The 26711-nt window shown below is 37.8% G+C and carries 27 protein-coding genes; 11 read left to right on the top strand and 16 right to left on the bottom strand.

What is annotated here, in order from left to right; translation table 11 throughout:
- Positions 1 to 97: 97 nt before the first annotated feature.
- From RUH74_RS08770 to RUH74_RS08780, 3 genes are all read left to right on the top strand, one after another.
- Positions 98 to 823, top strand: coding sequence for a DUF3784 domain-containing protein (locus tag RUH74_RS08770; RefSeq protein WP_313799916.1), 726 nt, complete (start codon positions 98 to 100; stop codon positions 821 to 823).
- Between the two features lie 38 nt (positions 824 to 861).
- Positions 862 to 1821 (top strand): calcium/sodium antiporter, encoded by a 960-nt coding sequence (locus RUH74_RS08775; protein WP_313799917.1) that lies wholly within the window; start codon positions 862 to 864, stop codon positions 1819 to 1821.
- Positions 1822 to 1925: 104 nt separating this feature from the next.
- Positions 1926 to 2387, top strand: a complete 462-nt coding sequence (locus RUH74_RS08780) for an SRPBCC family protein (protein ID WP_313799918.1) — start codon at positions 1926 to 1928, stop codon at positions 2385 to 2387.
- A gap of 54 nt (positions 2388 to 2441) precedes the next feature.
- On the opposite strand, the gene RUH74_RS08785 is transcribed toward RUH74_RS08780, so the two are convergent.
- The gene (locus RUH74_RS08785) at positions 2442 to 2978 is read right to left on the bottom strand and encodes a ribonuclease H-like YkuK family protein (RefSeq protein WP_313799919.1); all 537 of its coding nucleotides are present in this window, start codon (positions 2976 to 2978) and stop codon (positions 2442 to 2444) included.
- A 227-nt stretch (positions 2979 to 3205) separates the two neighbouring features.
- Here RUH74_RS08785 and RUH74_RS08790 point away from each other — a divergent pair, with 227 nt between their 5' ends.
- Positions 3206 to 3940, top strand: a complete 735-nt coding sequence (locus tag RUH74_RS08790; RefSeq protein ID WP_313799921.1) for a DsbA family oxidoreductase — start codon at positions 3206 to 3208, stop codon at positions 3938 to 3940.
- Between the two features lies 1 nt (position 3941).
- On the opposite strand, the gene RUH74_RS08795 is transcribed toward RUH74_RS08790, so the two are convergent.
- Positions 3942 to 4442 carry a hypothetical protein gene (locus RUH74_RS08795; protein WP_313799922.1) on the bottom strand — a complete coding sequence of 167 codons (501 nt, stop codon included), beginning with the start codon at positions 4440 to 4442 and terminating at the stop codon, positions 3942 to 3944.
- A gap of 266 nt (positions 4443 to 4708) precedes the next feature.
- Between RUH74_RS08795 and RUH74_RS08800 the strand changes: the two genes are divergently transcribed.
- Genes RUH74_RS08800 through RUH74_RS08815 form a run of 4 tightly spaced genes read left to right on the top strand, consistent with a single transcriptional unit; the run spans position 4709 to position 7522 of the window.
- Complete coding sequence (locus tag RUH74_RS08800) at positions 4709 to 5233, top strand: cupredoxin domain-containing protein (RefSeq protein ID WP_313799923.1); 525 nt, start codon at positions 4709 to 4711, stop codon at positions 5231 to 5233.
- A gap of 20 nt (positions 5234 to 5253) precedes the next feature.
- A complete protein-coding gene (locus RUH74_RS08805; RefSeq protein WP_313799924.1) occupies positions 5254 to 6735 on the top strand; it encodes a cbb3-type cytochrome c oxidase subunit I in 1482 nt (493 codons plus the stop codon).
- Positions 6716 to 6961, top strand: a complete 246-nt coding sequence (locus tag RUH74_RS08810; protein WP_313799925.1) for a hypothetical protein — start codon at positions 6716 to 6718, stop codon at positions 6959 to 6961. The genes RUH74_RS08805 and RUH74_RS08810 overlap by 20 nt, the downstream gene beginning before the upstream one ends.
- Before the next feature lie 3 nt (positions 6962 to 6964).
- Positions 6965 to 7522 carry a hypothetical protein gene (locus RUH74_RS08815; RefSeq protein WP_313799926.1) on the top strand — a complete coding sequence of 186 codons (558 nt, stop codon included), beginning with the start codon at positions 6965 to 6967 and terminating at the stop codon, positions 7520 to 7522.
- A 33-nt stretch (positions 7523 to 7555) separates the two neighbouring features.
- On the opposite strand, the gene RUH74_RS08820 is transcribed toward RUH74_RS08815, so the two are convergent.
- The 7 genes from RUH74_RS08820 to RUH74_RS08850 all read right to left on the bottom strand — a co-directional run bounded on the left by RUH74_RS08820 (position 7556) and on the right by RUH74_RS08850 (position 13585).
- Positions 7556 to 8830, bottom strand: coding sequence for an MFS transporter (locus tag RUH74_RS08820; protein ID WP_313799927.1), 1275 nt, complete (start codon positions 8828 to 8830; stop codon positions 7556 to 7558).
- Positions 8831 to 9301, bottom strand: coding sequence for an ArsR/SmtB family transcription factor (locus RUH74_RS08825; protein ID WP_313799928.1), 471 nt, complete (start codon positions 9299 to 9301; stop codon positions 8831 to 8833).
- 199 nt (positions 9302 to 9500) lie between these two features.
- The gene (locus RUH74_RS08830) at positions 9501 to 10406 is read right to left on the bottom strand and encodes a hypothetical protein (RefSeq protein ID WP_313799929.1); all 906 of its coding nucleotides are present in this window, start codon (positions 10404 to 10406) and stop codon (positions 9501 to 9503) included.
- Entirely contained in the window at positions 10390 to 10917 is a 528-nt protein-coding gene (locus tag RUH74_RS08835; protein ID WP_313799930.1) for an RNA polymerase sigma factor, read from the bottom strand. Before RUH74_RS08835 ends, RUH74_RS08830 begins: the two co-directional genes overlap by 17 nt.
- 123 nt (positions 10918 to 11040) lie before the next feature.
- Entirely contained in the window at positions 11041 to 11556 is a 516-nt protein-coding gene (locus RUH74_RS08840) for a DinB family protein (protein WP_313799954.1), read from the bottom strand.
- Between the two features lie 146 nt (positions 11557 to 11702).
- Entirely contained in the window at positions 11703 to 13241 is a 1539-nt protein-coding gene (locus RUH74_RS08845) for a solute symporter family protein (protein WP_313799931.1), read from the bottom strand.
- The gene (locus tag RUH74_RS08850; RefSeq protein WP_313799932.1) at positions 13238 to 13585 is read right to left on the bottom strand and encodes a DUF485 domain-containing protein; all 348 of its coding nucleotides are present in this window, start codon (positions 13583 to 13585) and stop codon (positions 13238 to 13240) included. Before RUH74_RS08850 ends, RUH74_RS08845 begins: the two co-directional genes overlap by 4 nt.
- 191 nt (positions 13586 to 13776) lie before the next feature.
- On the opposite strand from RUH74_RS08850, the gene RUH74_RS08855 reads away from it, so the two are divergent.
- On the top strand, positions 13777 to 15450 hold the full coding sequence (locus RUH74_RS08855; protein WP_313799933.1) for a hypothetical protein: 1674 nt from the start codon (positions 13777 to 13779) through the stop codon (positions 15448 to 15450).
- 113 nt (positions 15451 to 15563) lie between these two features.
- On the opposite strand, the gene gltC is transcribed toward RUH74_RS08855, so the two are convergent.
- Positions 15564 to 16469: a glutamate biosynthesis transcriptional regulator GltC gene (gltC, locus tag RUH74_RS08860; RefSeq protein ID WP_313799934.1), complete on the bottom strand. Its 906-nt coding sequence runs from the start codon at positions 16467 to 16469 to the stop codon at positions 15564 to 15566.
- A gap of 158 nt (positions 16470 to 16627) precedes the next feature.
- On the opposite strand from gltC, the gene gdhA reads away from it, so the two are divergent.
- Positions 16628 to 18010, top strand: a complete 1383-nt coding sequence (gene gdhA / locus RUH74_RS08865) for an NADP-specific glutamate dehydrogenase (RefSeq protein WP_313799935.1) — start codon at positions 16628 to 16630, stop codon at positions 18008 to 18010.
- A 119-nt stretch (positions 18011 to 18129) separates the two neighbouring features.
- On the opposite strand, the gene RUH74_RS08870 is transcribed toward gdhA, so the two are convergent.
- Positions 18130 to 19326: a class I SAM-dependent rRNA methyltransferase gene (locus RUH74_RS08870; RefSeq protein ID WP_313799936.1), complete on the bottom strand. Its 1197-nt coding sequence runs from the start codon at positions 19324 to 19326 to the stop codon at positions 18130 to 18132.
- A gap of 427 nt (positions 19327 to 19753) precedes the next feature.
- On the opposite strand from RUH74_RS08870, the gene putP reads away from it, so the two are divergent.
- On the top strand, positions 19754 to 21235 hold the full coding sequence (gene putP / locus RUH74_RS08875; protein ID WP_313799937.1) for a sodium/proline symporter PutP: 1482 nt from the start codon (positions 19754 to 19756) through the stop codon (positions 21233 to 21235).
- A gap of 61 nt (positions 21236 to 21296) precedes the next feature.
- Here the strand turns inward: putP and RUH74_RS08880 are convergent, their stop codons facing one another.
- The 5 genes from RUH74_RS08880 to RUH74_RS08900 form a co-directional block, all read right to left on the bottom strand.
- Positions 21297 to 22163 carry a peptidylprolyl isomerase gene (locus RUH74_RS08880; protein WP_313799938.1) on the bottom strand — a complete coding sequence of 289 codons (867 nt, stop codon included), beginning with the start codon at positions 22161 to 22163 and terminating at the stop codon, positions 21297 to 21299.
- Between the two features lie 21 nt (positions 22164 to 22184).
- Complete coding sequence (locus tag RUH74_RS08885; protein WP_313799939.1) at positions 22185 to 23393, bottom strand: S1C family serine protease; 1209 nt, start codon at positions 23391 to 23393, stop codon at positions 22185 to 22187.
- A gap of 167 nt (positions 23394 to 23560) precedes the next feature.
- A complete protein-coding gene (locus RUH74_RS08890) occupies positions 23561 to 24325 on the bottom strand; it encodes a MerR family transcriptional regulator (protein WP_313799940.1) in 765 nt (254 codons plus the stop codon).
- A gap of 142 nt (positions 24326 to 24467) precedes the next feature.
- The gene (locus RUH74_RS08895) at positions 24468 to 25898 is read right to left on the bottom strand and encodes a HAMP domain-containing sensor histidine kinase (protein ID WP_313799941.1); all 1431 of its coding nucleotides are present in this window, start codon (positions 25896 to 25898) and stop codon (positions 24468 to 24470) included.
- Complete coding sequence (locus RUH74_RS08900; protein ID WP_313799942.1) at positions 25879 to 26562, bottom strand: response regulator transcription factor; 684 nt, start codon at positions 26560 to 26562, stop codon at positions 25879 to 25881. Before RUH74_RS08900 ends, RUH74_RS08895 begins: the two co-directional genes overlap by 20 nt.
- Positions 26563 to 26711 lie beyond the last annotated feature (149 nt).

Genomic DNA, 26711 nt, shown 5'->3' on the forward strand with positions numbered 1-26711 from the left:
TTTTTATCTACCATTTCACCCATTCACTCTTACTAAGATGATTGCTTATCAAATATAATTAAATGTATAGACTATTCGTTAAAGGGCGTTTTTTTATATGTTAGGACTTATTAGTATGCAAATCATTATTTCCGTTCTTTTCATTCTTTTAGGTTGGGCGATTCGTTATAAAAAAGCCTATTGGCTCATCTCTGGATTTGCCTCTCGGGCCGAACATGAGAAGGAGCAGCTAATTGCCAACGGATCTCCGCAAAAAACAGGGATACTGCTAATGTCAGCAGGTATCGGAATGCTTATTTTACTGCCGCTTCTTTTCACATCATTTAAATATGCAGTTGAACTTCAATACGGATTTATGCTCTTTTATTTACTAGGGGGACTCGTATATTTATCTAAATTTGAAATTCCAAGTAAACGAAAACGAAGTTTTACAATAAGTATTATTCTTTTTGTTGTCATTATAGGATCAATATCTGCTCTAACTATTTCAAGCTATCAAGGTTATGAACTAATTCTTAAAAATAATCGCTTTGAAATTACAGGTATGTATGGGGATGAATGGGATCTCAAAGAGATTAAACGAATTGAATTATTAGATGATATGCCCGAGGTTTTGACAAGAACAAATGGTATTGGGCTGCCTACACGATCTATAGGACATTTTAAAGTAAAGGATTATGGAAAAAGTTTGCTATTTATTCAGAAAGGCTCTTCTCCATGTATTTACATCGAAATGAATAACAGGAAAATATTTATTAATGATAAGGATTCAGAACAAACGATTAAATGGTATGAAGATTTGCAAAAAAACAGTGGAGAATAAAAGATAAAATAAACTTTTTGTGAGGTGCTGTATCACTAATGTCCATTATTCTTTTAATGATTGGATTCGTCTTATTAATAATTGGCGCTAATTTTTTTGTTGATGGAGCATCTAAGATTGCCTCCTATCTTCATATTTCTCGATTATTAATCGGTTTAACGATCGTAGCCTTTGGTACAAGTTCACCTGAGGCAACTGTTAGTATCCTTGCAGCATTGGGTGGAAACGCTGATGTTGCAATAGGAAATGTCGTTGGTAGCAATATCTTTAATATCACACTTGTTGTTGGTTTAACTGCCATCATCCATCCACTGCAAGTCGAAAATGAAACCATTCGCAAAGAAATACCATTTACATTGCTAGCAAGTGTTGCCCTTATGATTTTTATTAGTGACAAAGTATTAGAGTCTGCCAGCCATCATGTTGTTACACGGAGTGATGGATTAATATTATTACTATTGTTTTTTGTTTTTTTATACTATTTATTTGAAGTGGCAAGAAAAGGCCGCAGCAATGCGAAGGAGGAGAAAACGGCTCAACCAACTGCTGCCGTATGGGGAAAGCAGATCCTCTTTACTATCCTAGGACTCGGGGCAATTATTTTTGGCGGAGATTTAGTTGTAGATAGTGCCACAGAAATCGCATTATCATTTGGAATGAGCAAAACACTAGTCGGTTTAACCATTGTTGCAGTTGGAACCTCCCTTCCTGAGCTAGTCACTGCTATCACAGCGGCAATCAAGAAGGAAAGCGAAATCGCTCTTGGCAATATTGTTGGAAGTAATATTTTCAATATCTTATTCGTTCTTGGTGCCGCAGCAACTATCTCACCGCTTGGTGCCGATCCTAAAATATCCATTGATATAACTTTAATGATTGTTTTAACCCTTTTACTATTAGTCTTTTCGCGAACTAATTTTAAAATTGGAAAGTTTGAAGGAATCATACTCGCTGCCGCATATATAGGCTACTTGATATATATTATTGTTCGCAACTAATAATCGGAATTTCCCTCCACTTGAAAATGGAATACTCCCGCAGAATTAAGAATAGATTTTCATGGAAAGCATCTCAAGAAAATGTTCAAAAGGAGCGGGAATGAATGACAAGTTTTAGCCATCAAGTAGTAGTAAATGTACCGGTACAGTATGTTTGGGAATTCGTTAGTGACATTGATCATTGGGCACCACTTGTACCAGGTTACATTGATCATCATATTTTAAGTGAAAAAGAATCCACTTGGAGCTTTAAGAGCGATATCGGAATTATGAAAAAGAAAATTGAATTAAAAGTTGATATAACTAGTTGGCAAGAGCCTTCAAAGGTAACCTTTGACTTGACTGGATTAAATGAAAAGTTTTCAGGACGTGGTTTTTTCACTGTTGAAGCGATTAATCAACAGAAAAGTCTCATGACTGGGCATCTTGATATCAAGGCAGAAGGAATGATGGCGAAAATGGCAAATGCTATTTTACAGTCATCACTCCCCGAAACGACAACCGATTTAACAGCAGCTGTCGCAGACAAAATTCAAGAAACGTACCTGATTCAAGCAAAAAAATAAAGCCTGCTAGCACAATGAAAAACTTTTCATTGTGCTTTTTGCTGCTTACTCACCTTATTTTGTATATCGGTTTGCGTAACTGGATGCTACAAACGCATCCGGTTTAATTTTCGGTTCTACTCCGATTGACTCTATTCTTGTCACCATCTCATTTACAAACTCCCTTGTCTTATTTCTTTTTCCTGCGCCGATATCTAAATGTCCTTCCATCGTAAATGTTGCACCTTGATAAATATATGGGAGCACAATATTTATCATCTCGTTTTTTCGCTCTGTCGTAAACAATGAGACAACCTCTTCTGTTAATGAAGTTTCATAAGAAATACGTTCATGTAAATGAAGCATTTTCCGTGGAATGATATTTTTCCGTATACAGGCCCACGCTCCCTTCCCTTCATTTTGAATAACAATCCCTGTAATAAAAACTGTGCGATTACAATGAACTTGAGAATCTGTTCCAACCATTAACCGGTAATTTCCCCGGGGATTTCTGTTCATGAACTTAAGTATTCGATCAAAGACATGTTCAAATGTCAAATACCTCTCTTGTAAGTTTTGAAACAAATACGTATGATTTTGATCAGTTTTCACCTGATATCACCACATTATGATTTGATTGGATAGGATTAGCAGCTAAAGATGTCCTGCAAATTCAGTAAATTACCTACTGGTACAATTAGTATATTGAGCCAAACCGTTCATGTTGTTTACTTTTTTTACTTCTTCTTAAAATGTATTTTTCACTGTAAGCATTTTTCATTTGATTTAACTTTGGGTATGCTACTATTAAGTGAACAGATGATGAAAGAAGGGGTCATATGAAAATAGAGGTTTGGTCAGATTATGTTTGCCCGTTTTGTTATATTGGGAAGCGCAGATTAGAAAACGCACTCGCTCAATTTCCTTATAAAGATCAAGTTGAAGTTGAATTCAAAAGCTTTGAGCTTGATCCTAATTCTCCTAAGTACAGCGGCAAAAATATTCACGAGGCACTTGCTGCGAAGTATGGGATGAGTGTGGAACAAGCGAAGAAGACGAATGAAGGAATTGGGCAGCATGCAGCAAGTGTTGGCTTAACATTTAACTTTAATGATATGAAGCCAACAAATACCTTTGATGCACACCGCTTAGCAAAGTTTGCAAAAGCAAACGGCAAAGAGGCTATTCTTTCAGAAAAGCTTCTTCATGCTTATTTCACAGAATCAAAGGAAATTAGCGATCATCATACATTGGCAGATATTGCAGAAGATGCTGGTTTAGATCGTCAAGCTGCTTTAAACACACTTCAAGATACAAATGCTTTTGCTAATGATGTTCGCATTGATGAAGCGATTGCCCAGCAATATGGCATTAGTGGAGTTCCATATTTTATTATCAATCAGAAGTATGCGATTTCAGGCGCACAGCCACCTGAAACCTTTGCTAATGCACTGCGAAAAGTCTGGGAAGAAGAATCAGCTGCAGCACCTAAATTCCAAGACCTATCAGGTGCAAGGGCAGAGGATGCAAGCTGTGTAGACGGAAATTGTGCGATACCAAGTAAAGATAAATAATTTATAATAAAAAAATGCAGGTCAATAAAGTGATCTGCATTTTACATTTATCCCCTAGTAACTTAGTTGTATACTGGGCAATATCATTCATTATTTCTTTGTATGAGATACAATCCCAAACGATAAAGACAATAAGACAGAGAAAATAAATCGCAGCATACCATTTTAATAATTTTTTCGACATCAAAAGTTTATTAAACAAAACAAAAAATCCTGCAACAAATAGTGAAATTAGAAAAAGATTCACCTTCCATAAATTATTTGCTTGGCTAATCGGCAATACTGCCTGCAAAACGTGAACTGCATTGTCCTCTGCAACCTCAATAGGATAGCTTTCCTTCTCCCATACTCCCACTTCAAAAATCACGATATTTGAATAATTGTCCACATAATAACTATAGCCTGTCAGATTATATTCAGTTTTCATTGTAAAAAACAAATGAACAAATAGAAGCACACAATAAGTGAGTAAAGGAAAATATATTTTATTAAAACTGCGCAAAGATTTCCTCCTCTCCCTTAAGTTACAGAATATTCATAATGATAATTATACCATATCAGCTTCCTTTTAAAAAAATAGGATTAAAAACTTACCCCCACTGTTTTTAAGGTTAAAACGATACAAAATAAAATAAATTAAATTATGGCTATTCTGTGACTAGGGTCACGCTTAATTGTGTCTAAATTTTGTATTCTTAGATGGCCATAAATGGGGATATGGTACTTTTTATATTTAATAAAGTTGGTATATTGGGGGAGGTTTTAGATATGGTTCAAACCGTTGCATGGATGGTTAGTTTAATTTTTATGCTCATGATCGCTGCCGTTTTTGGTTTTGTTGCCTTCAAATCAAAAGAAAAACGTGATTATGAGCCTATTAAAAAGAAGTGGTATAAGGCACGAACTTTTTATGGGGCAACATTAGTTGTAGTTATGCTAGTCATCACAATTTATACCCTTCGTGAATTGCCTTATAATCAGCCTGCATATAGTGCAGGTAATGATCCGACACTTGTTGATGTCGAAGCAATTCAATTTGGCTGGAAAATGAATGAAACGGAATTTAAAGTGGGCGAACCGATCGAATTTCATGTCACAAGCACAGATGTCACTCATGGGTTTGGTATTTATGATTCAGAGTTGAACTTACTCGCTCAAACACAAGCGATGCCAGAATACACAAACAAAGTTTATATTACTTTTGATAAACCTGGTACGTATGAAGTTCTTTGTCTTGAATATTGCGGATTAGCCCACCATTTAATGATCAGCAAAATCATAGTGACTGAATAAAAAGATGGAGGTGTTGAACAATGGTTACAGCTATAAATAAAGGTGAATGGAAAGCAAAAAATAATCTGATAGCAACTTATTTAATCATAGGTGGAATAGTGATTGCTGCGATGATGATTTTTGGGATTTTAATGCTTTTGGCTCAAGGCGGTGTGCTGGATCTTCCTCCTGCAGCATTTTATCAATTCTTAACCATTCATGGAACTGGTATGGTTGGCGGGGCAGCATTAGCAGCTTCAGCAGTTATGTGGTATTTCCTATCAAACTATGTTGAGTTATCTAAAAAAGTTTTCAAATTAAATCTTATTTTATCTCTAATTGGCGTAGTTATGGTTATCATTGGGGTATTTTCATTTAAATACGCAAGTGCCTGGACATTCCTGTATCCGCTTCCAGCATTGTCTGGAGGAGCCTGGGGTGTTACTGGCGCTCTTTTATATCTTGCAGGGATGCTCATTCTTGGTGTTGGTTTCTTACTTCTCTATATTGATACAGGCAGAGCGATTATTAAAAAACATGGAAGTTTAGGAAAAGGATTAGGATGGGATGTGATTTCTGGTAAAAGAGCAGAAAAAGACGCACCATCACCAACAGTTGTTGCAAGTACGATGGTAACAATAGTTAATGTCACAGCATTAACTGCTGGAGCAACGGTTTTGATTATGAATATTATTAATGTTGTGAACCCAGCTTTTACATTTGATCCGCTATTAGCAAAAAATTTAACCTATGCTTTCGGTCATATTTTTGCTAACTCGATTATTTATATGGGTGTAATCGCGGTTTATGAAATTCTGCCGCGCTACACAAATCGTCCATGGAAATCGAATCGTCCATTCCTAATTGCATGGACGATGTCAACAGCATTTACTTTAGTGATCTATACTCACCATATGCTAATGGATTCGGTGATGCCAAAATGGATGCTCATCATGGGACAAGTATTATCCTATGCAAACGGCTTGCCAGTTCTTGTTATTACAGCTTATGGCGCATTAATGATCATTTATAAATCAGGCATACAATGGGACATGGCATCTGGCTTAATCTTTATGTCCATGTTTGGATGGGTTGTAGGTGTCGTTCCCGCCATCGTCGATGCAACAATTGTAGTCAATCATGTGATGCATAATACGAAGTGGGTACCTGGCCACTTCCACATGTATATGGGACTTGGTGCTGTCGTCATGATCTTTGGATTCATTTATTACCTGTCAAAAGTTGATAGCGGCTTACAAACAAATGGTTTGGATAAGATTGGCTTTATCAGCTATACGCTCGGAATTATCAGTGTAAGTGTTGGCTTCTTACTATCTGGCGCAATCAGCACACCGAGAAGATGGGCAACCCATTTTCCTGAATGGATGGCTCCTGCAGTATTTGGCGCAATTGGGGGTGTTTTGGCTGTTCTGGCAGTTACCATCTTTATTATCCATTTTATTCGCTACGTAAAGGTTAGAAGGACTACAGGAAGCGATATAAATGAGCAAAAATTGGCGTAAATCAATAGCAATTTTTTTGACTGTTCTATTAGGCTTTGTAATATTTTATGCTGGTACAGATGGGTTTCGGGCATTTACAGCTGAAAGTGCCCGGACCTATAAACTGCTTCAGGCCTTTTATTTAGTCGACAGAAAAGGCTATTTGGCTGAAGTAATGGATTTTACAAAAATTGATGAAGCAGCAAATACTGTAATAACGACACTTAAGAATGATACGGGGGAGTAACTTATGAAACAAGCAGGATTAGGTATTATCTTGTACTGGATATTAGTCATTCCTCATGTTAAAGTCTTTACAGAGTCGATCATGCTGCTCCATATGCTTGTCCAACTCCCACTTCTTATTCTTGCAGGCTGGCTCGTGGGTGATTGGCTAATAAAGAAATTTAATTCTTTTTTCACAGCATGGAATACAGATGGCGTCCCTGGTATGATCCTAATTGTCTTTATTACAATGTATTGGATGCTGCCGCGTGCTTTGGATGAAGCAGTAACCATTTACTATATCGAACTATTTAAGTTTATTAGCCTTCCATTAGTAGGATTATTTTTGAGAGACAGCTGGAAAAAGATGCAAACGTTAGGTAAAGGCTTTATCTTCTTAAATTATTTATCTATGTTTGCTTTAATGGCATGGCTATATATCGATTCACCAATTCAAATTTGCAATAACTATTTAGAGACCCAACAAAAAGCATTAGGCTGGGGATTCCTTGTTATTACCATTTGGATGATCTTATACTTGCTGCAAGCTGTTTTTACTGATCAGTCAGAACATGCAGAGTAAAATCGACAGGTGCTAAATGCCTGTCGATTTTTCTTATATTTCTGCCGTAATTGCTTTTGGTCTGTCTGCCTCCCGTAAGGCTTCAACTAGTACTCTCCTTTTAATATGATAGAGGATTAATAAAATGATGTTCAATCCACAAATGGACATCAATATCCAAACTGGCATTTTTTCGAGGAGGAAACCAAATATAATATAACCTAGCGGTGCCATTGCACTTGCTCCTGTTTCCAATAAGGACATCACTCTCCCTCGATACTCATCTGGGGTACTCTTCTGCAAAAGGACCATGATTGGCATATTTATAATCATTATGAACGATGAAAGCAATAGGACCATAAAAATTAAATAAGGAAAGAAAACAGCATTTGAAACACTCATCATCCCTGGAAAATTCGGCAGTCCTAGCAAAATGAGGACAGTAGACATAGCTATTAAGCCGCCGAAGATACTTAGATCTTTTCTTTTTATTTCAGTTTTTGCTGATAGCACGATTGCCATTAGCATCATACCGACGGAGAAGGTTCCTTCAATAATTCCTAATTGTGCTGGTTCCATTTTCCTGATGGTTAGGACTAAATATGGCAGTGCAACAGGAAATACAGCAAACCAAAAATTGAGAAAGACACTTAAAAAAATTAAATTCTTAATAAAGACCTGATTTTTAACGAAGGAAAAACCTGATTTTAAATCTGTAAATATGGTGCTCTCTTTTTCTTTTACCTTTTTTTCAGCGAATAAATCATACTGGATAAAAATGCTGGCAAATCCTGAAATCGTAAATGCGATGATGTTGATGATCATGAAGGTTGTTATTTGAAAAAGGCCGAAAAACATGCCGCCAAGAACAGGGCCTAATATGGTTGAAAGTGAAGCAGCCGCCTGATTCAGTGACATCGCTTTTTGCAGAAAATCCGGGCCGACCATGTTATAGATGGATGATGTGACCGCTGAAGAATAAAAAGTATTGAAGATGCTTAAAACTGCTGTTGCTGTGTATAGAAGCCAAATTTCTGGATAAACGTAGGTAAATAATAATAAAACAATAATTAACCAAATCGCGCAAGCAAAGTCTGATGTAATAATCATTTTCTTCCTATCCCACCGATCACTAAGAGTACCCGCAATCGGTGAAAGCAAAATTCTAGGCAAGATACTTAAGATTAAAGTAACAGCAAAATTAAGACTTGAGCCTGTTTCAGCTAAAATATATAACCCTATCGCAAAGCCATATATAGATGCGCCAAGAACAGCAGTCATTTTTCCAATCAGAAACAAAATCATGTTCCTCTTTACTGCAATCGGCATCTATTCTTCCTCCTCTTTATGAAGCTTATCAAACTGCAGGGAAACATGATAAGACGTACGAGTGGTATCTTCTTTAACTGTTCTCTTTACATATTTCAATAAAAGATTATCAAATTCTGTTTCAAATTCCTTCAATTCATCATCTGTTAATGACAGACTGCAGCGCCGTGATCGTTTCTTTTCTTGATTGGGTGTATTTTCATCTCTTAATCTAAACTGTGTCGCTTTCGAACGATAATACTTTTCAATAATTCCTTTGTTTTCCTTCGTTTCCTCAATTTCTAATATCCCCCCATTAAATAGCTGCTGGATATGATAATGAACACTTCCAGCTGTCTTCCCCATTTCATCTGCCACCTGTTTGGCTGTCATCGCCTTAGTATCTAATAAATAAATAATTTTCACCCTTATCGGGCTAGAAATAAGTTTCTGCTGCTCTAAATTAATGTCCATTATATTTTCAAGATCCATGATGATCACCTCTTAAATTTATCTTGTCGATCTAGTTACATTTTACATTCTAACTTATTAGAACACAATAAAATATTAGAATGATTTAAAAAAATATATTAATTTGTTGGATTTATTTGCTATAATCATTCAAACACCTCCAAAAAGATTCTTTCCACAAAAAATCAGACCTCAAAAAAAGGTCTGATTTTTCACCATATTATTCATCCCTATTCGGATAACCAAACTCAAAAGTTAAATCTTTTCCATTCCATGTGATGCTAACTACCTCATTCCCATCTATTGAAACAAATGTATGACTTCTTCCACCAAAGGCTTTTCTCTTCCACCCCCCAGACGAAAGAATCGTTTCTATATATTTCGAATACGCCTTGTCAGAGCCTTCATCCCAATAATAAATTTCCTTATATAGGGTAATCGAGTATGGCTTCAATCCAACTGGAAATAACATTCTTCCATAACCATGATTGACATAGAGCTGCTCACCATGATGATATGGCTTCGTATCATCAAATGCCAATGTTGACATCGCCTGGAAAATTTCCGCATATTCAAGTTTCGGATAATCAAAAGTGAAATGAATCCACTTCTCCTTGTTTGGAATAAAGAAATGGTATCTCAGTGCCGTATCCACCATTTTCACATGCTCAATATACATCGTTGTTGGATAGGGAAAATGTTCAAGCTCCTTCTCAACAAACATCGGCAATTGTGAAGTAATTGTTATCATTTCTTCTTCAGTTACTTCCTTAACTGTTCCAACGGGTACTGATTGCTTCTCTTGAAAAAGTTCCAAGCCTTCGTCCGCTTTTTTACTATAGACATCCTCGAGCGCCCAACTAAATCTCTCATAATCAATAGACGGTTTGTCTGCTGTTTGAGGTTCTCCACTATGTTGAAGAATAAGCCAGAGGAAGCTTCCACAAATAAGAACAAGAAGACAAGCAGTAACGATTCCTTTCAATGGAAATAGTATATTGGGTGATTTTTTTACAGGTTCCTCTTGAATTGTTTTCAAAATTCTTCGCTTTATTTGATCTTTTTCATGACTTGAAGGTTGAAGTTGTTGAAGCTGCTTCCATTGATCATCATAATGTTTGCTCAAACTGTCCATCTCCTTCTTCCTTCTGACTTATTTTTCTAAGTGAATGCAGTGCTCTTGAGAATGTTTTGCGCACTTTTGGTTCAGACCAATCTAGAATATCCGCAATTTCCTTTGTAGAGCAATCTTCAACCATTTTTAAAATGAGTACCATTCGGTAGTTCAGCTTTAATTTTTGAATATCACTCATCAGCTCAAGTACAGCTTCTTTATTCTCAAACAGCCGCTCCACATTTAAGGTTGATGGGATATCCTTTTCAATTGGAAATAGCTTTCTCCGCTTTCGTTTACGGATTTCATCTAAAACTAAATGCTTAGCAATACTAATTAGCCATGTTTTTACACCGGAGCGGTGATCAAATCGCTCTACCGCTGTATATGCCCGAACAAATGTATCATGTACGAAATCCTCACAAATCTGTTTGTCTCCAAGCATATATAAGATAAAACGATAAACATCATCATAATAGGATTCATACCATTCCATCACAAGATGCCTTCTCTCATTATCCAAATCCCACTCACCTACTTTTTAACATTCATACCGATTAGTCGTTCAGTTCGCATTTTTGTGACACTTTTTCCAGAAAAATAAAAAACTGCCAAAACAAGTTGGCAGTTTTTCGGTTCATGGCTATTATATTAAATAGCGTTCTTTTAACAATTGACAATGATGTAACTCATGTCCTGCTATAATATATGCAAGTGCACGGACTGAAACATCTACATCGTTTGCACTGCCAATTCTAGTCCATCCTTTAGATTCCAGCCCCTTTAACAATTGAACCGTTGATTGCCGCACAGCCCTTAAATTTTCAATATGCGCTTGAATAGGCAAGCGATCAAAGGACGCATTCAGTACATAGGGATTTTCATCAAAACCAGGCAGCGATATCGTTTCCCCACGAGCAATGCAAAGTAGACGATATGCCATAATCCGCTCTGTATCTGCTACATGGCCAATGACTTCCTTTACACTCCATTTTCCAGAAGCATATCGAAAAAGGCTCTGTTCTTCAGAGATGCCTTGCAGAAGCTGAATCGTTTCCTCCACTTGCTCTATTAATATATGTACAATGTCTCCATCCGGCACTAAATCAATATATCCAGAATAATAAGGGGCATATTCATTTGCCTCTGGTCTAGACTTCATATAAATCATCCTTTCATTAAAAAACTTTAACGAGTCTAGTAGTCTCATTTCTCTTCCTTCTGCCCTTTTTCCTTCTTGGAAGGATACATTTTTTGAAATTAAAAAAGGGAGAAGCACAAAAAATAATGTACTTTCCCCTCTTTTTTTTAAGACAATGGTGCACGGTAACCAGTATTTGCTTTAACCTTAACCTCTGCATACCGTTTGGCATCTTGCTTACTGGAAACAAGCGTACCAATAATTGACCCGATAAAGCCGATTGGAACAGACAGCAAGGCCGGATTCGTTAATGGGAAAATTGGATTGCCAGTAAACAATGCCGCCCCCTCAACTGGTGAGATGACACTTGGACTAATCGCTACAAGTATAAGAGAAGAGACAAGTCCAGCAATCATTCCTGTCATTGCCCCAGTAGTATTAAAACGCTTCCAATAAATTGTGAAAACAATAACAGGCAGATTTGCACTAGCTGCGACACAGAATGCTAGAGAGACGAGAAAAGCTACATTTAAATTTTGAGCAAAAAGCGCTAATAAAATAGAGAATACGGAAACACCTAATGAAGCATATTTAGCTGCAAGCATCTGCTCCTTCTCAGTTGCTTTTCCTTTTTTAATGATTTGTCCATAAATATCATGGGCAAATGCAGAAGCACCTGATAAAACTAGACCTGCAACTACAGCTAAAATCGTTGCAAAGGCTACTGCGGACACAAATGACATTAAGATATCTCCGCCCAACACTTTCGCAAGTAATGGAGCAGCCATATTCCCAGCTGCATTACTTGCTTGAATGATATCTGCACCAACAAATGCTGCCGCTCCGAAGCCAAGGAATATTGTCATCACATAAAATATTCCAACGATCCAAGTCGCCCAAATAACTGAACTTCTTGCCGTTTTTGCATCTCTTACAGTGAAAAATCTCATTAATATATGTGGGAGTCCCGCTGTACCAAACACAAGCGCGATCATGAGGGAAAGTGTATCTAGTGGCACCTTGTATTTTACACCTGGATTTAAGTAGGCTTCGCCTAAAGGTGTCGCTGTTTTCATGGTGGTAAACATTTCGAAAATATTGAAGTTGAAGCGAGAAAGTACTAAAAAAGAAATAATAATTGTACCGAGCATTAACAGAACGGCCTTAATAATTTGCACCCAGCTTGTTGCTGTCATCCCTCCGAACAAAACATAGATCGTCATCATGATTCCAACAATTAACACTGCCAACCAATAATCAATCCCGAACAATAGTTTGATTAAGGCACCTGCACCAACTAATTGGGCGATCATGTAAAAAATAACAATCGTAATCGTGTTCAAAGCAGCTGTCCCTCTTACCTTTTTTGCATCAAAACGAGAGTTAATCATATCTGCCAATGTATATTTCCCAAGATTTCGAAGTGGTTCGGCTACAATAAATAAAACGACTAAATATGCAACGAGATAGCCAATACTAAATAAGAACCCATCAAATCCACTTAAAGCAATCGCACCAGCAATTCCAAGGAAAGAGGCTGCAGATAAATAGTCTCCTGCTATCGCCAGACCATTTTGCCAACCCGTTAATCCTCCCCCAGCCGTATAAAATTCATTTGCTGTATTTGTTCTTTTCGCAGCATAGTAAGTAATGGCCAGTGTCATGGCGACTATTAGTAGAAATAAAACGACTACAGTCATATTCACTTAGCTTCTCTCCTTTCTGACTCATCTTCCTTCCAGACCTTTTCCGCCATTCGATCAAACAAAGCTGATTTTTTCATATATATGGTTGCCATTATCCAGGTCATAACGAACAACAACAAAGCGTATACCCAGGCCCATGAAATGTCCCCAATTGCAGCGTTGTCCAATGCATTTGTATAGGAAATTAAAATTGGAAATAATAAATACAGTCCTAGAAATACAATAATTGATGGCACTAAAAATTTTTTCTTAGCAGCCATCAGTTCGCGAAATTGGCTTGATTGAACAATCTTTTCAAAATTCTCCCCCTTTTTCGAATTGCCTTTTTGACCCGTTTTCCCCATTATTTCATCCCCTTTGTTTCAATTATATTCTAAATAATTAGAATATAAATAAAATTTAATAAAATATAGGACAACTGTCAATTTTTATTTGCTTTTTACATCTAAAGTCATATCACTTTCAATTTAGCGATGAAACTTTACTAGTATCCTATCCGTATGGAAAGAAGTGAAATTCTCGAAAGGGTGATCAAATGGGACACATATTATTATTCTCACTTATTATCGGATTAGCCTCAGCGCTAGTGTTAATCCCTTTTTCCAAAAATAAAGGTGAAGAAAAAAAACAGCCAAAATCAAAATTTCTTATCGCATTCATTCTCCTGTTGATCCTTAGCGTATTTATTTTCTACTATGTTACAAATCTAGACCGCAATTTATCTTCGCTATGGATATTAGCTGTTATTATTACAGCCGCTGGCACAGTACTTTCAACTGGGAAAGAAAGAATGATTAAAGCCATCTTATTTTTAGCAAGCCTTGCCGTTGCAATTTTTTTCCTTTCTGCTTTTCTATTCAATGCGGATAAAAAATATGAAATTGCTAAAATGGATATAAAAACAGAAATTGAAACATTTGACGAAAATGAAACACCAGCAAGTGTTCCTCCACAATTTGCGCGGAATAAAATGAAGAAGGCCTTTGGGCAAGTTCCAAACACAAGCTATTATGAGTTAGGAAATCTGCAGATTCAAAAAGTAAATGGAGAGTATGTCTATATAGCACCTGTTGAATTTTCCGGCTTTTTTAAATGGCTGAACGGAGATGAAACACCAGGCTATTTTACAATTAGTGCTACAGATTCCTCTGCAAATCCTAAATTCATAAAAGCAGAGATGGTTTATACACCTTCCTCCTATTTTAGTAAAAATATTGAACGCCATATTCGGATGCAGTATCCGCAATATATTTTTTATGGGGATGTCCAATTAGAGATTGATGATGAAGGGAAACCTCATTATATTCGTTCATACGGCAATTTTGTTTCTGCCCGAAATGGATTTGATGTGAAAGGAATCGTTGCTGTCGATCCGAAAACGGGGAATACAAAAGACTATCCATTAAAGGATATACCATCCTTCATTGACGGGGCCGTTTCACCAGAAGTGGTCAGCTTGCAAAATAGCTACTTCGGTAATTATATTCACGGATTCTGGAATAGTAAGTTTGGTAAAAAGGATGTAAAGCTTCCTTCTGATGAAGGAACAGAAGCAAATGTTAGTCCTATTTTTGATGAAAACGGAGAAATGTTCTACTTCACAGATTTTACTAGCCCGAAAGAAGGGGTAGACTCGATGCTTGGGTATTCATTAACAAACTCAAGAACAGGGGAAGCCACCTACTATACAGGAAATCTTGAAGAGTCCTACATGGATTCACAAGGGGCACTGCAGATTATCGAGAAAAAGTTTATTGAAAAGAAATGGAGCGGTGAAATGCCTGTTCTCTATAATTTCTATGGAGAAGCTAGCTGGCTAACACCCGTATTGGATGCGAATGGATTTCTGCAAAATTACTTTATCGTTTCTGCTGCCAATCCGGAAATTTCTGTTTATGCCTCGACTCCAAATGAAGCATTAAAGCTGTATAAAACGGCATTGCAAAGAGGCGGAGGAACGGTTGATGGCAGCTCTAAGGCGGAGGAAAAACAAATAAGCGGAACAGTCGTAAGAGTGTATAAAGAAAAAAATGGTGATTTTACGACAATTTCCTTCCTATTAAATACTCGCCAAAGCTTTGTGATTTCCTCTGAAAATAGCCCAATGGCCATTTACTTGCAGGAGGGTGATCCGGTAAAGGTTAAATACTTGGATACAGGTGAATCTTTCTTGCCTGCAAAAGAATTAGTAATTGAAGGATTAGAATAACACATTAAACAAAACACGATGATGCTTTATTTGAGCACTCATCGTGTTTTTTAATGTCCATTTGGAAAAGACATTCACCCTCATTTTGTCCACGAACGGTGCCAGGCACTCGGTTAGTTTTGGAAGCTGCCTAGCATATGGAAAAATTCTATGATAAATGCGTGGAAAAGCTTAGCCGTTGGCAGCATTTCCCTGTCAGTCGGGATAATAACGCCGACTGTTCGGGTGACTTGAGGATCAATAATGGGAATTTTAACTGTTTGTCGTGGCAAGCTATCAATTAATGTAATTTCAGGAATAACCGTCACGCCTAGTCCCGCTGAAACCAACCCTTTAATGGCATCGATATCTTCTCCTTCAAATGAAACATTCGGCTGGTATCCTTGCTGCTGGCAGGCATTCATAATAATTTCACGCAAAATATATCCGTTAGGAAATAGGACGAAGGAATCGTCGCGCAGCTGGCTTAAATTTAACGATTTCTTATCTGCAAGTTTATGCCTGTTCGGCAGCAAGGCAACCATTTTTTCCGTAAATAATATGTGTCCATGCACCTTTTTCTCTTCCTTCGGTACTGGACCAAGGAAGGCCATGTCCATTTCACCTCTAATAACTCCCTCAATAAGAGAATGGTAGGAGCCCTGACGAAGCTGATATTTAACATCAGGATGCCTCCTGCTAAATGCAGAAATAACGGTTGGCAATGTATAGGCAGCTAAACTGCTTGGAAATCCAATGCGTATCGTCCCCTTTTCCGGATCGAGATACTCGTCGACTTCTCTTCTTGCATTCTCGATAACCGTCATCGCTTCTTCCATATGCTCCAGAAATATCTTTCCGATCGGTGTTAAGCGTACATTTCTCCCCTCTCGAAAAAACAAATCGACTCCTAATTCCATTTCTAAATTAAAGATTTGCCTGCTGACGGCTGATTGTGCAACGTGTAAAGCAACAGCAGCTTCCGTCACATGCTCTCTTTTTGCCACTTCCATAAAATATTGGATCTGCCGTAATTCCAAGCCATTCCCCTCTTTCCCTATTCATCTCATACAGGCATTGATCTCATCTATAATTCATATTGTTCAGATTATTTCCCTATTATAAAATTTTCTTATTAGAAAATCCAACTATTTGAGTAATTATACAGTTTCATTTCTATATAGGAGGTTTGATCATTATGCAAACATTAGAAGAAGTGAAGAACGGTGAAACAACGATAGCAATGGAATATGTTAATAACGTGTTTGAAATAGTCAAAATGCGTAATCCTTTCGAATACGAATTTCACCAAGCTGTGGAAGAAATATTTGATTCGCTCGTACCTGTATTCTCTAAACATCCAAAATACATGAACCATGGAATCCTCGAAAGAATCGTGGAACCAGAAAGGGTGATTACCTTTCGTGTGCCTTGGACAGATGATACCGGAAAAGTCCAGGTAAACCGTGGGTTTAGAGTTCAATACAGCAGTGCAATTGGACCCTATAAAGGAGGTATCCGCTTCCACCCTTCGGTAAATGCCAGCATCATTAAATTCCTCGGTTTTGAGCAAATCTTCAAAAACTCTTTAACTGGCCTGCCAATCGGTGGTGGAAAAGGGGGAGCTGATTTTGATCCTAAAGGAAAATCTGACGGCGAAATTATGCGTTTTACACAAAGCTTCATGACAGAGTTAAGTAAATATATTGGCCCTGATGTCGATGTTCCAGCAGGTGACATCGGTGTCGGTGCAAGAGAGATCGGTTATATGTTTGGACAGTACAAGAGACTTCGAGGTGCTTATGAAGCAGGTGTCTTAACCGGTAAAGGAATCGGTTATGGAGGCAGCTTAGGACGTAAAGAAGCAACAGGTTATGGGACCGTTTATTTCGTTGAAGAGATGTTGGCCGATAAAGGTCTAAGCTTCGAAGGCAGCACCGTTATTGTTTCCGGATCAGGCAATGTTTCAATTTATGCAATAGAAAAAGCAATGGACTTAGGTGCTAAGGTTATTGCCTGCAGTGATTCAAACGGCTATATTTTTGATGGAAATGGGATTGACCTTGAAACGGTGAAACGATTAAAGGAAACGGAAGGGAAACGTATTTGTGAATATGTCTATGAGCATCCCCATGCCCAATATGTCGAAGGCAGTTCCGGCATTTGGTCGATTCCATGTGACATTGCCCTGCCATGTGCTACACAAAATGAAATTGATGACTGTTCGGCAAAAATCCTTGTTGCTAATGGAGTAAAGGCCATTGGTGAAGGGGCAAATATGCCATCCACGTTAGCAGCCATTAATGAATTCCTTAAAAACGATATCCTTTTTGCACCTGCAAAGGCAGCTAATGCTGGCGGTGTGGCTGTGTCTGCCTTAGAAATGGCGCAAAATAGCGCAAGATTATCCTGGACTTTTGAGGAAGTTGATGAAAGGCTTCGTGAAATTATGACTACCATTTACCGCAATAGTATGAAAGCTGCGGAAGAATATGGCTATCCTGGTAATCTAGTTGTTGGTGCCAATATCGCGGGATTCATTCGAGTGGCTGACGCAATGATCGTACAAGGGGTTGTATAAGAAAAACGCAAGTGCCTCGACAAAGATAAAGGAAACACGGTTTCTTTTCTTTTATATTCCAGAAAGAAAGGTGCATGCTTTAAGCTTGCACCCTTCTTCATACCTATAGTAAGTAACTATTAGGAAAGCTTCTGGATAATCGCTACTTTTAGGTAATTCCCTTCATTAAATTCCTTCATTACCTTAAAATCCTCAGGAAGGCTATATTCTTCAAGAATTTTGTACTTTCCGCCTGTTACGCTAAAAGCCTTTTCAATAAAATCTTTAAATTTTTGCATATTAAAAGTACTGCAATTAGTAGAAGCAACGATAATCCCATTATCAGCCGTAATTTGAATGGCTTGTTCAAGGAGAGCTGGATAATCCTTCCCTGCACTAAACGTATGCTTTTTCGAGCGTGAAAAGCTTGGTGGGTCAAGAACGACCATATCAAACAACAAATGCTTTCGAACTGCGTATTTAAAATAATTGAAAACATCCTCAACGAGGATATCTTGCGCTTCATAATCAATGCCATTGACATTAAACTGCTCTATAGTCTTACTTTTACTGCGATTTGCAAGGTCCACACTTGTTGTTTTTGATGCACCGCCTAGCGCAGCTGCTACAGAGAATGCACCTGTGTATGAAAAGGTATTTAACACATTTTTCCCCTTGGCATATTTGTCCCGTATAGCCTTGCGTACGTTCCGTTGATCCAAGAAGATGCCGACCATTGCTCCATCATTTAAATATACAGCAAAGTGAATACCGTTTTCCTTCACTATCAGCGGAAAAGTAGCCCGTTCCCCTGTCACAAAGTCATCATCATCCATATAAGTTCCCTTGACAGCAAAACGCTTTTTCTCATAAATGCCTTTCACATTTGCCACGTTTATTAACGCCTGAATTATAGCATCCTTGAAATGGTAAATTCCTTCACTATACCAAGTCACTAAATAATATCCTGCAAAATAATCAATTGTAAGGCCGCCAATTCCATCCCCTTCTCCATTAAATATACGGAATGCATTCGTGTCCTCATCTTTAAAAAGAAATTTACGATTATCTATTGCCATTCTAATTTTCTTTTCAAAAAAGCTCTGATTAATCACTTCTTGTTGGTTCCTGCTTAATACCCATCCTCTTCCTTTATTTTGTTTCCCATAATATCCTTTCCCAAGAAAGCGATTTTTTTCGTCAAAAAGATTAATAATGGTTCCTTCTGTTATCCCAATTGGAAATTGTTCGATTGCATTCTCATTCAGAAGCGGGAAGCCTGCTTGTATCTTTTTGCTGTGTGATGATTTTACTTTTAGCTTAATAGCTCTATTCATTTGTTCACCCGATCTCATTTTTATCAATAAAGTCATACTCCATCATATCAATAAACAGCTAGAGAGTAAAAATCGATAATAAAGTTTCCAATAGTATAAAATGGGAAAATATACACTATCTCAATTTTATAGCTTAAAATCAAGGATTTTATTATATGAAAATAACAATATCCACCAATTATTTAACTCATTTTTTTATTTCAGCTGCTTAGTTTAGATGGTTAATAACAATTGATATTGCATAATAAAACATAGACTAAATTGAAAAAAACAAGAAAAACAAGGTAATCAAGGTAGTTTTTAAAAAAAATATGTATTTTTTATTAACTTTTTCCATCGCATTTTTTGGAATAGGGTGTTAGAATATTTATAGTTTTAATTCTATTCTATTTATAATTTATTTTTCTATCCAAAGGGGGAAATATGAATGACAGAATCTGGCCTTCAACTAATTGCCATTGGTATATATATGGCCGCAATGCTATTTATCGGCTGGTATGCCTATCGTAAAACCAGCAATTTAACTGACTACATGCTTGGGGGCCGGTCACTAGGACCTGCAGTAACTGCCTTAAGTGCTGGGGCAGCTGATATGAGCGGTTGGCTATTAATGGGCTTACCAGGCGGAATATATGTAAGCGGTTTAGCTGATGCTTGGATTGCCATTGGATTAACACTAGGTGCTTATGCAAACTGGGTTTTCGTTGCTCCACGTCTTCGAAGCTACACACAAGTAGCTAACGATTCTATTACTATACCTGGATATCTTGAAAATCGTTTTAAGGATTCAACAAAATTATTAAGGATTGTTTCAGGGGTCGTAATCCTTGTATTCTTTACCTTTTATGTGTCATCAGGAATGGTTTCAGGGGCTATTTTCTTCGAGAGTTCTTTTCATGTAAACTATCATACGGGTCTTTTAATCGTATCAGCAGTTGTGGTTGCCTATACATTATTTGGCGGATTCTTAGCTGTTAGTTATACGGATTTCGTTCAAGGATTAATGATGTTAATCGCACTTATTCTTGTGCCGACGTTAGCCTTATCACATACCGGTGGATTCAGCGGCACATTTGAATCGATTCGAACCATTGACCCAACCCTGCTAGATTTCTTTAAAGGGACAACTGTATTAGGAATTATCTCTGCTATGGCATGGGGGCTCGGATACTTTGGCCAGCCTCATATCATCGTTCGTTTCATGGCTATTTCAACAGTTAAAGAGACAAAAAGTGCTCGACGCATTGGGATGAGCTGGATGATTTTCTCATTACTTGGAGCTGTATTCATGGCTTTAATCGGAATCGCCTTTTTCCACCAGAATTCCCAATATACGTTGAATAATCCGGAAGCAGTATTCCTGGTGTTAGGGCAAATTGTGTTCCATCCTTTATTTGCAGGTTTCTTATTAGCAGCAGTACTTGCCGCAATTATGAGCACAATTTCTTCACAGCTTATCGTTACTTCCAGTGCTCTAACTGAGGATTTATACAAAACACTATTAAAGAAAAACGCATCTGATAAAGAACTTGTATTCTTCGGTCGAATGGCCGTTCTAGTTGTTGCCATTGTTGCAGCACTCCTTGCTTTCGAGCAGGATAATACGATCTTAAGCCTTGTTGCATATGCGTGGGCTGGATTTGGAGCTGCATTTGGCCCAGTTGTTCTTCTTAGCTTATATTGGAAGAAGATGACGAATTGGGGTGCCATTGTTGGGATGATCGCTGGTGCAGCAACAGTTATAATTTGGAAGAACATTGGTCTAGGGGACACTTTATATGAGATCGTTCCTGGCTTTGCAATCAACTTAATTCTATCGATCATCGTCAGCTTAATTACTTATCGCTTTAATCCATCAATAGAAAAAGAATTTGATGAAAGTGTTCGGCTGCTAAAAAATGAATCTTAATGGTCATCAGAAAGAGCATGGGGAAATTATTCTCCATGCTCTTTTTGCATAGTTTAGTCCATTAGACTTCTAAAAAGTTTTCAATCTCATACTCTTCAAATTTTTCATCTAGCCATGCGGGATACTCCGTCTCCATTTTTGAATCGAACAGTGCTGTTTTGATATCTTCTTTTACGTCCTCAAATGCGGCTTCTTTCGCTTCCTTTTTATCGGAAACCTTAATGATGTGGTATCCATGCTCTGTTTTGACTGGATCACTGATTTTTCCAATCTCTAAAGAGAATGCCGCCTCCTCAAATTCTGGAACCATTTCTCCGCGGGTGAAATAGCCTAGGTCTCCTCCTGCCTCATTGTTTGAAGTATCCGTTGAATATTCGGCAGCTAATTCAGCGAAATCTTCCCCTTCTTCAAGCTTTTTTCGAACCTCCTTTGCAGTGGCTTCGTCCTCCACGAGGATATGGCTAGCCTGAATCTGTTCAGCTTGTGCGTAGCTGTCTTTGTTCTCTTCAAAGTACCCTTTCATTTCCTCATCTGTAATTTCGATTCTTGGTTCAAGCAGTTTCTTTGTAACTAAGTAATTTTCTATATTTTTTTCAACAGTGGACATTTTCACTCCGCTGTTTGCAAGGATTTCTTCAAAGGAATCTTTTCCGCCATAGGATTCCATATATGCTGTCATCTCTGCATCGAGTTCTTCTTTGCCTACTTCAATCTTTTCCTTTTTCTTTTCTTGATTAATAATTTTCTCTGTTATTAATGAATCTAATACTTCAGATCCATACTGAGCAACGAGCAGCTCATTCAGTTCTTTTTCACTAATTTTCTCTCCATTCACACTAGCTACATTCTTTTCCGACATAGAAATAATGCTAACTAATAGAGCAATGGCTACAATAGCAGATCCTGAAATCCAAATTGTTTTCTTCATTCATTTCTCCTTTTTAATCGATTAGTTCGAAGACGGGTTACTTGTTAATGTCACTTCAACGGTTTTTAGTTTTCCTTGACGGTAAAATTCAATTTTCACCTTGTCACCAACGGCATATTTGGTGTATAAATATTTCCGCAATTCATTTGCATTTGTAATTTCATTCCCGCCTATTGAAACAAGAATATCCTCTGCTTGAAGTCCTGCTTTCCCCGCAGCAGAATTCGGATCGATCGTTGTTACAATGACTCCCTGTTTTACATCACTAGGAATGTTTTGCAAATAGAATGGTGGAATTTCTTCAAAGTTCGCTAGCCCAACACCTAAATATGGGCGGATTACTTGCCCATTTTCAATTAGTTCATTAATAATTATTTTCACTTCATTGCTCGGAATCGCAAAACCTAGCCCTTCAACTCCACTCTCAGAAATCTTCAAGCTATTAATTCCCACTAATTCTCCTGATGCATTTATAAGTGCTCCACCACTGTTTCCGGGATTAATGGCTGCATCCGTTTGAATGACCTCTAAATCCCATTCTCCTGCTGATGTGGAAACAGCAATGGTTCGATCAACCGCACTAACTATTCCTTGTGTGACTGTTCTTGATAAATCAAGTCCAAGCGGATTTCCAATCGCTAGCACTTGATCCCCTGCACGCAGTTGAGAGGAGTCGCCAAATGCCAATGTATCTACTTTGACATCCCCTGCAATCTTCAAGACGGCAATATCTGTCAATGGATCTGTTCCAATTAACTCAGCCTTAACTTTTTTCCCATCATGGAGAGAAACTTCAATTTCATTGGCATTCTCAATCACATGATTATTGGTGACAATATATGCCCCATCACTTGTTTGCTTGAAAATTACTCCTGAGCCAGTCCCTCTGTTTACTGCCTCACTCGTTTGATTGAAGCGGTTGGTTTGCTGCTGCTTATTCACAATGCCTACAATCGCTTTGGATGCCTGTTCAACCATATCTGCGATGGAATTAGCAGATACTGGCTGTACATTCAATTTACTGCTAGTGTCCGTGTGCTCCTCTGAAACGATTGCTTTGGGCGTCTCCTCACTCGTATTCATATTCGGTAAGTACGGCAGTGCTGTAAGTGTTAATGCAGATCCAACCACTCCTGCCAAAACAGTTGATATAACCCCTTTTAATTTGGACCTTTTTTCCTGTTTTACTTCTGTACGGCTTCCTTCATTAAATTGGTCTTGTCCATTCATCGTGTACCCTTCTTTCATTTGTATTTAATCAAGTTTTTCAACTTTCAAGAATATGTTTTATATGGTTTACAAGACATACTTTAAGGGATCAATGTGTCAGGAAGATGTCAGGAATTTTTTTAACAAAAAAACGACTGGATATTTCTACCCAATCGTTTTGTATCATTCTATTTTTTCATACCTGTGTAAATATGAATGGCGTCTTTTAAAAATTCCGCTGTCCCTGGCTGTTCTTTATCATAATAGGCAGTAAATCTTTCATCCTCCACATACATTTGCGCTAGACCTGCATGTGCCTCCTTGCTGTATTCATTCCAATAGAAGCATAGCCACTGCTTGTGCAGCTCTGCCGCCTTTTGGGCAATGTCACTAGCAGGATCGCCTAGAGCAAATGCTTGAGCTAACGTTTCCTTGACTTCATTCTCAAGACTTGTAACTTTATCATAATCCTCCTGCGACATATTCATCACTTTTGCATTAGAATTTTCTACTATGTCCTCCCCATACTTCTCACGAATTTCTTTTCCAAATTTTTCCTCATTCTCATCAATCATTTTCTTCTTAAAGCCTTCAAACTTTTCTCTATCAGACATTTTTATTCTCCCTTCTGTTAAAGCAATTGTTTTATCCACATTCGCAATTAAAACATCCAATTGTTTCTTTTTTTCCAGGAGTTTTTCGCGATGCTCCCTAAGTGCCTTAGCTCCATCAAAGGAAGGCGCAGTTACGATGTTTTTGATGCTGTCTAGACCAACACCTAACTCCCTGTAAAATAAAATTTGCTGCAATCGATCGACTTCTGCTTGGCCATATATCCGGTATCCTGATGAATTTATTCTTGCCGGCTTGAGAATATTAATTTCATCATAATACCTCAGGGTTCTCGCACTTACGCCTGCTAGCTGAGCTAGTTTCTGCACGGTATATTCCATTCGCTCACCTCCTTGTGTTAACCTTACACCTTTACGCAACGTGAAGGTCAATTGTTTTTCTGTTATTTTTTGAGTAGCCGAAGAAATTTTTTTAAAAAATAGGATGCCTGCTCATGCAGAGCACTGGCATCCCTATTTCGCTTTATTTCTTTCGTTCATCAACGGGCAAGGTAATGCGAAATATCGTCCCGGACGGAGAGCTATTTAAGAGCACTAGATCCCCTCCTAGAGATTGAGCAATCATTTTGCTGAATGGCAATCCAAGTCCAAGTCCTCTAATTTTATACTTTTTCCCTTCCCCTCTAAAAAATCGTTCGAAGATTAGGTCTTGTTCATCTGGAGGAATTCCGCTGCCCGAATCCTTTATATCAATGGCAAGCTCATTGCTCATTTCAGCAAGGGTTACTATTATTCTTCCCTTTCCCTCAATCGCATGTCTCGCATTATTTAGAAGGTTCGTAAGGATCTGCTGAAGTCGAATCGGATCAATTTGTACCATTCGGTCCTTCTTAAGAGGAATAAAAACCATATCAATGATTCCATCCTCCTGAATCACTTCCCATTGATGGATAAAATCATCCATAAACTCATTCATTGAATGAGTTTCTTTATTTACCGGGATCGCATTCGCAGCAAATGAATTAAAGGCTAGTAAATCCTCTACCATCTTTTTCATTTTTGTTGTCACGTTTAAGGACAACGCCAAAAATTCCTTTGCCTCCTCTCCTGTAACGACTTCATCATTAAGAGCTTGCAAAAGACCGCTAATTGATGTAACAGGTGTTTTCAATTCATGTGTCACACCTGCTAGCAATTCTGTACGGAGAGTTTCCAATGTTTGCAGACGGTTAGACATTTCCTTAAATGATTGAACAAGGTCATATACTTCCTGCTCCTTCATGTCATCGGGAAGATGAATATTATAATCCCCTGCTTGGACTTGTTTTGCAGCTCTTGCAACATCTTTAATCGGATTGGCCAGCCTGCGTGAAAGAAAATAAATCGCTGCCCAGCCTAACAGAGCAAGGCTAATGATCATGATTGCCAACTGGCGGTATTCCTGATTTACACGCGTTAAGTTATCCTCTAATTCAATAATGACAACCCAGCCAAAGGAATAACCCTGCAATACAATGGGTGCCTTTACTACGTAAAAGTCACTTCCAGGTTCCTCTAATCTTAGCTTTTGAACATTCTCTTCATCTTGCAAGATAATACGGGGAAACTGCTGAAACACTTGCTTAGACGATCGATTACTCGAAAGAATGGTACCAGCTGTATCAACTATATAAATAGAAGGATCACTTTCGATATTCATAAACCTGCCGCGATCAGTAAGGGATCCCGGCACATCTCCTTTAGAAATCGGACGTCCCTCACTAATATCAACAAACCGATCAGCGATTTCCTCTGCCATCAGCTTAGTCATATCCAATCGGTTTTCAAGCGTTGTATGTCGAATCCATAAAGCTGAGATTATGGCAATAACAACTAAACCAATACAAAGTGTAATTAAATAACGACTCGTCCAGTATCGCAGCAACGAGATTCGCTTATTGTTTTTTATTAACACAAAATTGATACCCCAATCCTCGAAGTGTTTTAATTTCACCATCTGACTCTGGCCATTTATGAAGTGATTTTCTCAATCTTTTAATTGCTAAATCAACAGCACGATCGCTTCCCTCATACTCCCAGCCCCACACATGCTCAATCAACTGATCTCTTGTAAATGTTTGATTAGGATTTTTTGCTAGGAACAAAAGCAAGGATAAATCACGTGGGGTCAATTCTATCTCTTCTTCATTAATAGTTACACGATGGGACTTGAGATCAATTTGTAATTGACCAAAGTTTTTTACATGTCCGTCATTCGTTTGCGAGCGTCTTAAAACGGCGTTCACTCTTGCAATAACTTCCTCTGCAATAAAAGGCTTGGAAATGTAATCATCTGCCCCATCATTTAATCCAGTTAGCCGATAATTGACATCGCCTAATGCGGTTAGCATAATAACGGGACAATCACTTTGCTGGCGAATTTCCTTTAAAATTGCCCAGCCATCCTTTCCAGGAAGCATCACATCTAATAGAACAAGTGCTGGTTTATATTCTTTAAATTTTTCAATCGCATCATTCCCGTCAAAAGCCTGTACGGTCTTAAAATTTTCCTTTTGTAAATAAACTTTTAATACTTGGCTAATCGGGATTTCATCTTCTACAATTAAAATTGTTTTCACAATTTATCTCCTCACATTTAGAAAAGTGACATTTGTATATATACTATTTATGATAACTCCAATAATTAGCTATTGTCTACGAACCCTTTTTTAGTATCATAGAGAGTAAATATGTCAGCCAAATGTCGATTAAGAAATGCGCAAGCACC

It is taken from the genome of Cytobacillus sp., assembly GCF_032154635.1.
Classification (GTDB): domain Bacteria; phylum Bacillota; class Bacilli; order Bacillales; family Cytobacillaceae; genus Cytobacillus.

What these genes read in the sequence shown, in the direction of transcription:
- RUH74_RS08825 (WP_313799928.1), bottom strand. Translation starts at nt 9,301, where the DNA reads ATGGATCTTGAAAATATAATGGACATTAATTTAGAGCAGCAGAAACTT.
- RUH74_RS08885 (WP_313799939.1), bottom strand. Translation starts at nt 23,393, where the DNA reads ATGAATGGACAAGACCAATTTAATGAAGGAAGCCGTACAGAAGTAAAA.
- RUH74_RS08820 (WP_313799927.1), bottom strand. Translation starts at nt 8,830, where the DNA reads ATGCCGATTGCAGTAAAGAGGAACATGATTTTGTTTCTGATTGGAAAA.
- RUH74_RS08850 (WP_313799932.1), bottom strand. Translation starts at nt 13,585, where the DNA reads ATGGGGAAAACGGGTCAAAAAGGCAATTCGAAAAAGGGGGAGAATTTT.
- RUH74_RS08780 (WP_313799918.1), top strand. Translation starts at nt 1,926, where the DNA reads ATGACAAGTTTTAGCCATCAAGTAGTAGTAAATGTACCGGTACAGTAT.
- RUH74_RS08790 (WP_313799921.1), top strand. Translation starts at nt 3,206, where the DNA reads ATGAAAATAGAGGTTTGGTCAGATTATGTTTGCCCGTTTTGTTATATT.
- RUH74_RS08870 (WP_313799936.1), bottom strand. Translation starts at nt 19,326, where the DNA reads ATGAATAGAGCTATTAAGCTAAAAGTAAAATCATCACACAGCAAAAAG.
- RUH74_RS08890 (WP_313799940.1), bottom strand. Translation starts at nt 24,325, where the DNA reads ATGGAATATACCGTGCAGAAACTAGCTCAGCTAGCAGGCGTAAGTGCG.
- RUH74_RS08810 (WP_313799925.1), top strand. Translation starts at nt 6,716, where the DNA reads ATGAGCAAAAATTGGCGTAAATCAATAGCAATTTTTTTGACTGTTCTA.
- RUH74_RS08775 (WP_313799917.1), top strand. Translation starts at nt 862, where the DNA reads ATGTCCATTATTCTTTTAATGATTGGATTCGTCTTATTAATAATTGGC.
- RUH74_RS08815 (WP_313799926.1), top strand. Translation starts at nt 6,965, where the DNA reads ATGAAACAAGCAGGATTAGGTATTATCTTGTACTGGATATTAGTCATT.
- RUH74_RS08800 (WP_313799923.1), top strand. Translation starts at nt 4,709, where the DNA reads ATGGTTCAAACCGTTGCATGGATGGTTAGTTTAATTTTTATGCTCATG.
- RUH74_RS08805 (WP_313799924.1), top strand. Translation starts at nt 5,254, where the DNA reads ATGGTTACAGCTATAAATAAAGGTGAATGGAAAGCAAAAAATAATCTG.
- RUH74_RS08770 (WP_313799916.1), top strand. Translation starts at nt 98, where the DNA reads ATGTTAGGACTTATTAGTATGCAAATCATTATTTCCGTTCTTTTCATT.
- RUH74_RS08840 (WP_313799954.1), bottom strand. Translation starts at nt 11,556, where the DNA reads ATGAAGTCTAGACCAGAGGCAAATGAATATGCCCCTTATTATTCTGGA.
- RUH74_RS08880 (WP_313799938.1), bottom strand. Translation starts at nt 22,163, where the DNA reads ATGAAGAAAACAATTTGGATTTCAGGATCTGCTATTGTAGCCATTGCT.
- gdhA (WP_313799935.1), top strand. Translation starts at nt 16,628, where the DNA reads ATGCAAACATTAGAAGAAGTGAAGAACGGTGAAACAACGATAGCAATG.
- RUH74_RS08855 (WP_313799933.1), top strand. Translation starts at nt 13,777, where the DNA reads ATGGGACACATATTATTATTCTCACTTATTATCGGATTAGCCTCAGCG.
- putP (WP_313799937.1), top strand. Translation starts at nt 19,754, where the DNA reads ATGACAGAATCTGGCCTTCAACTAATTGCCATTGGTATATATATGGCC.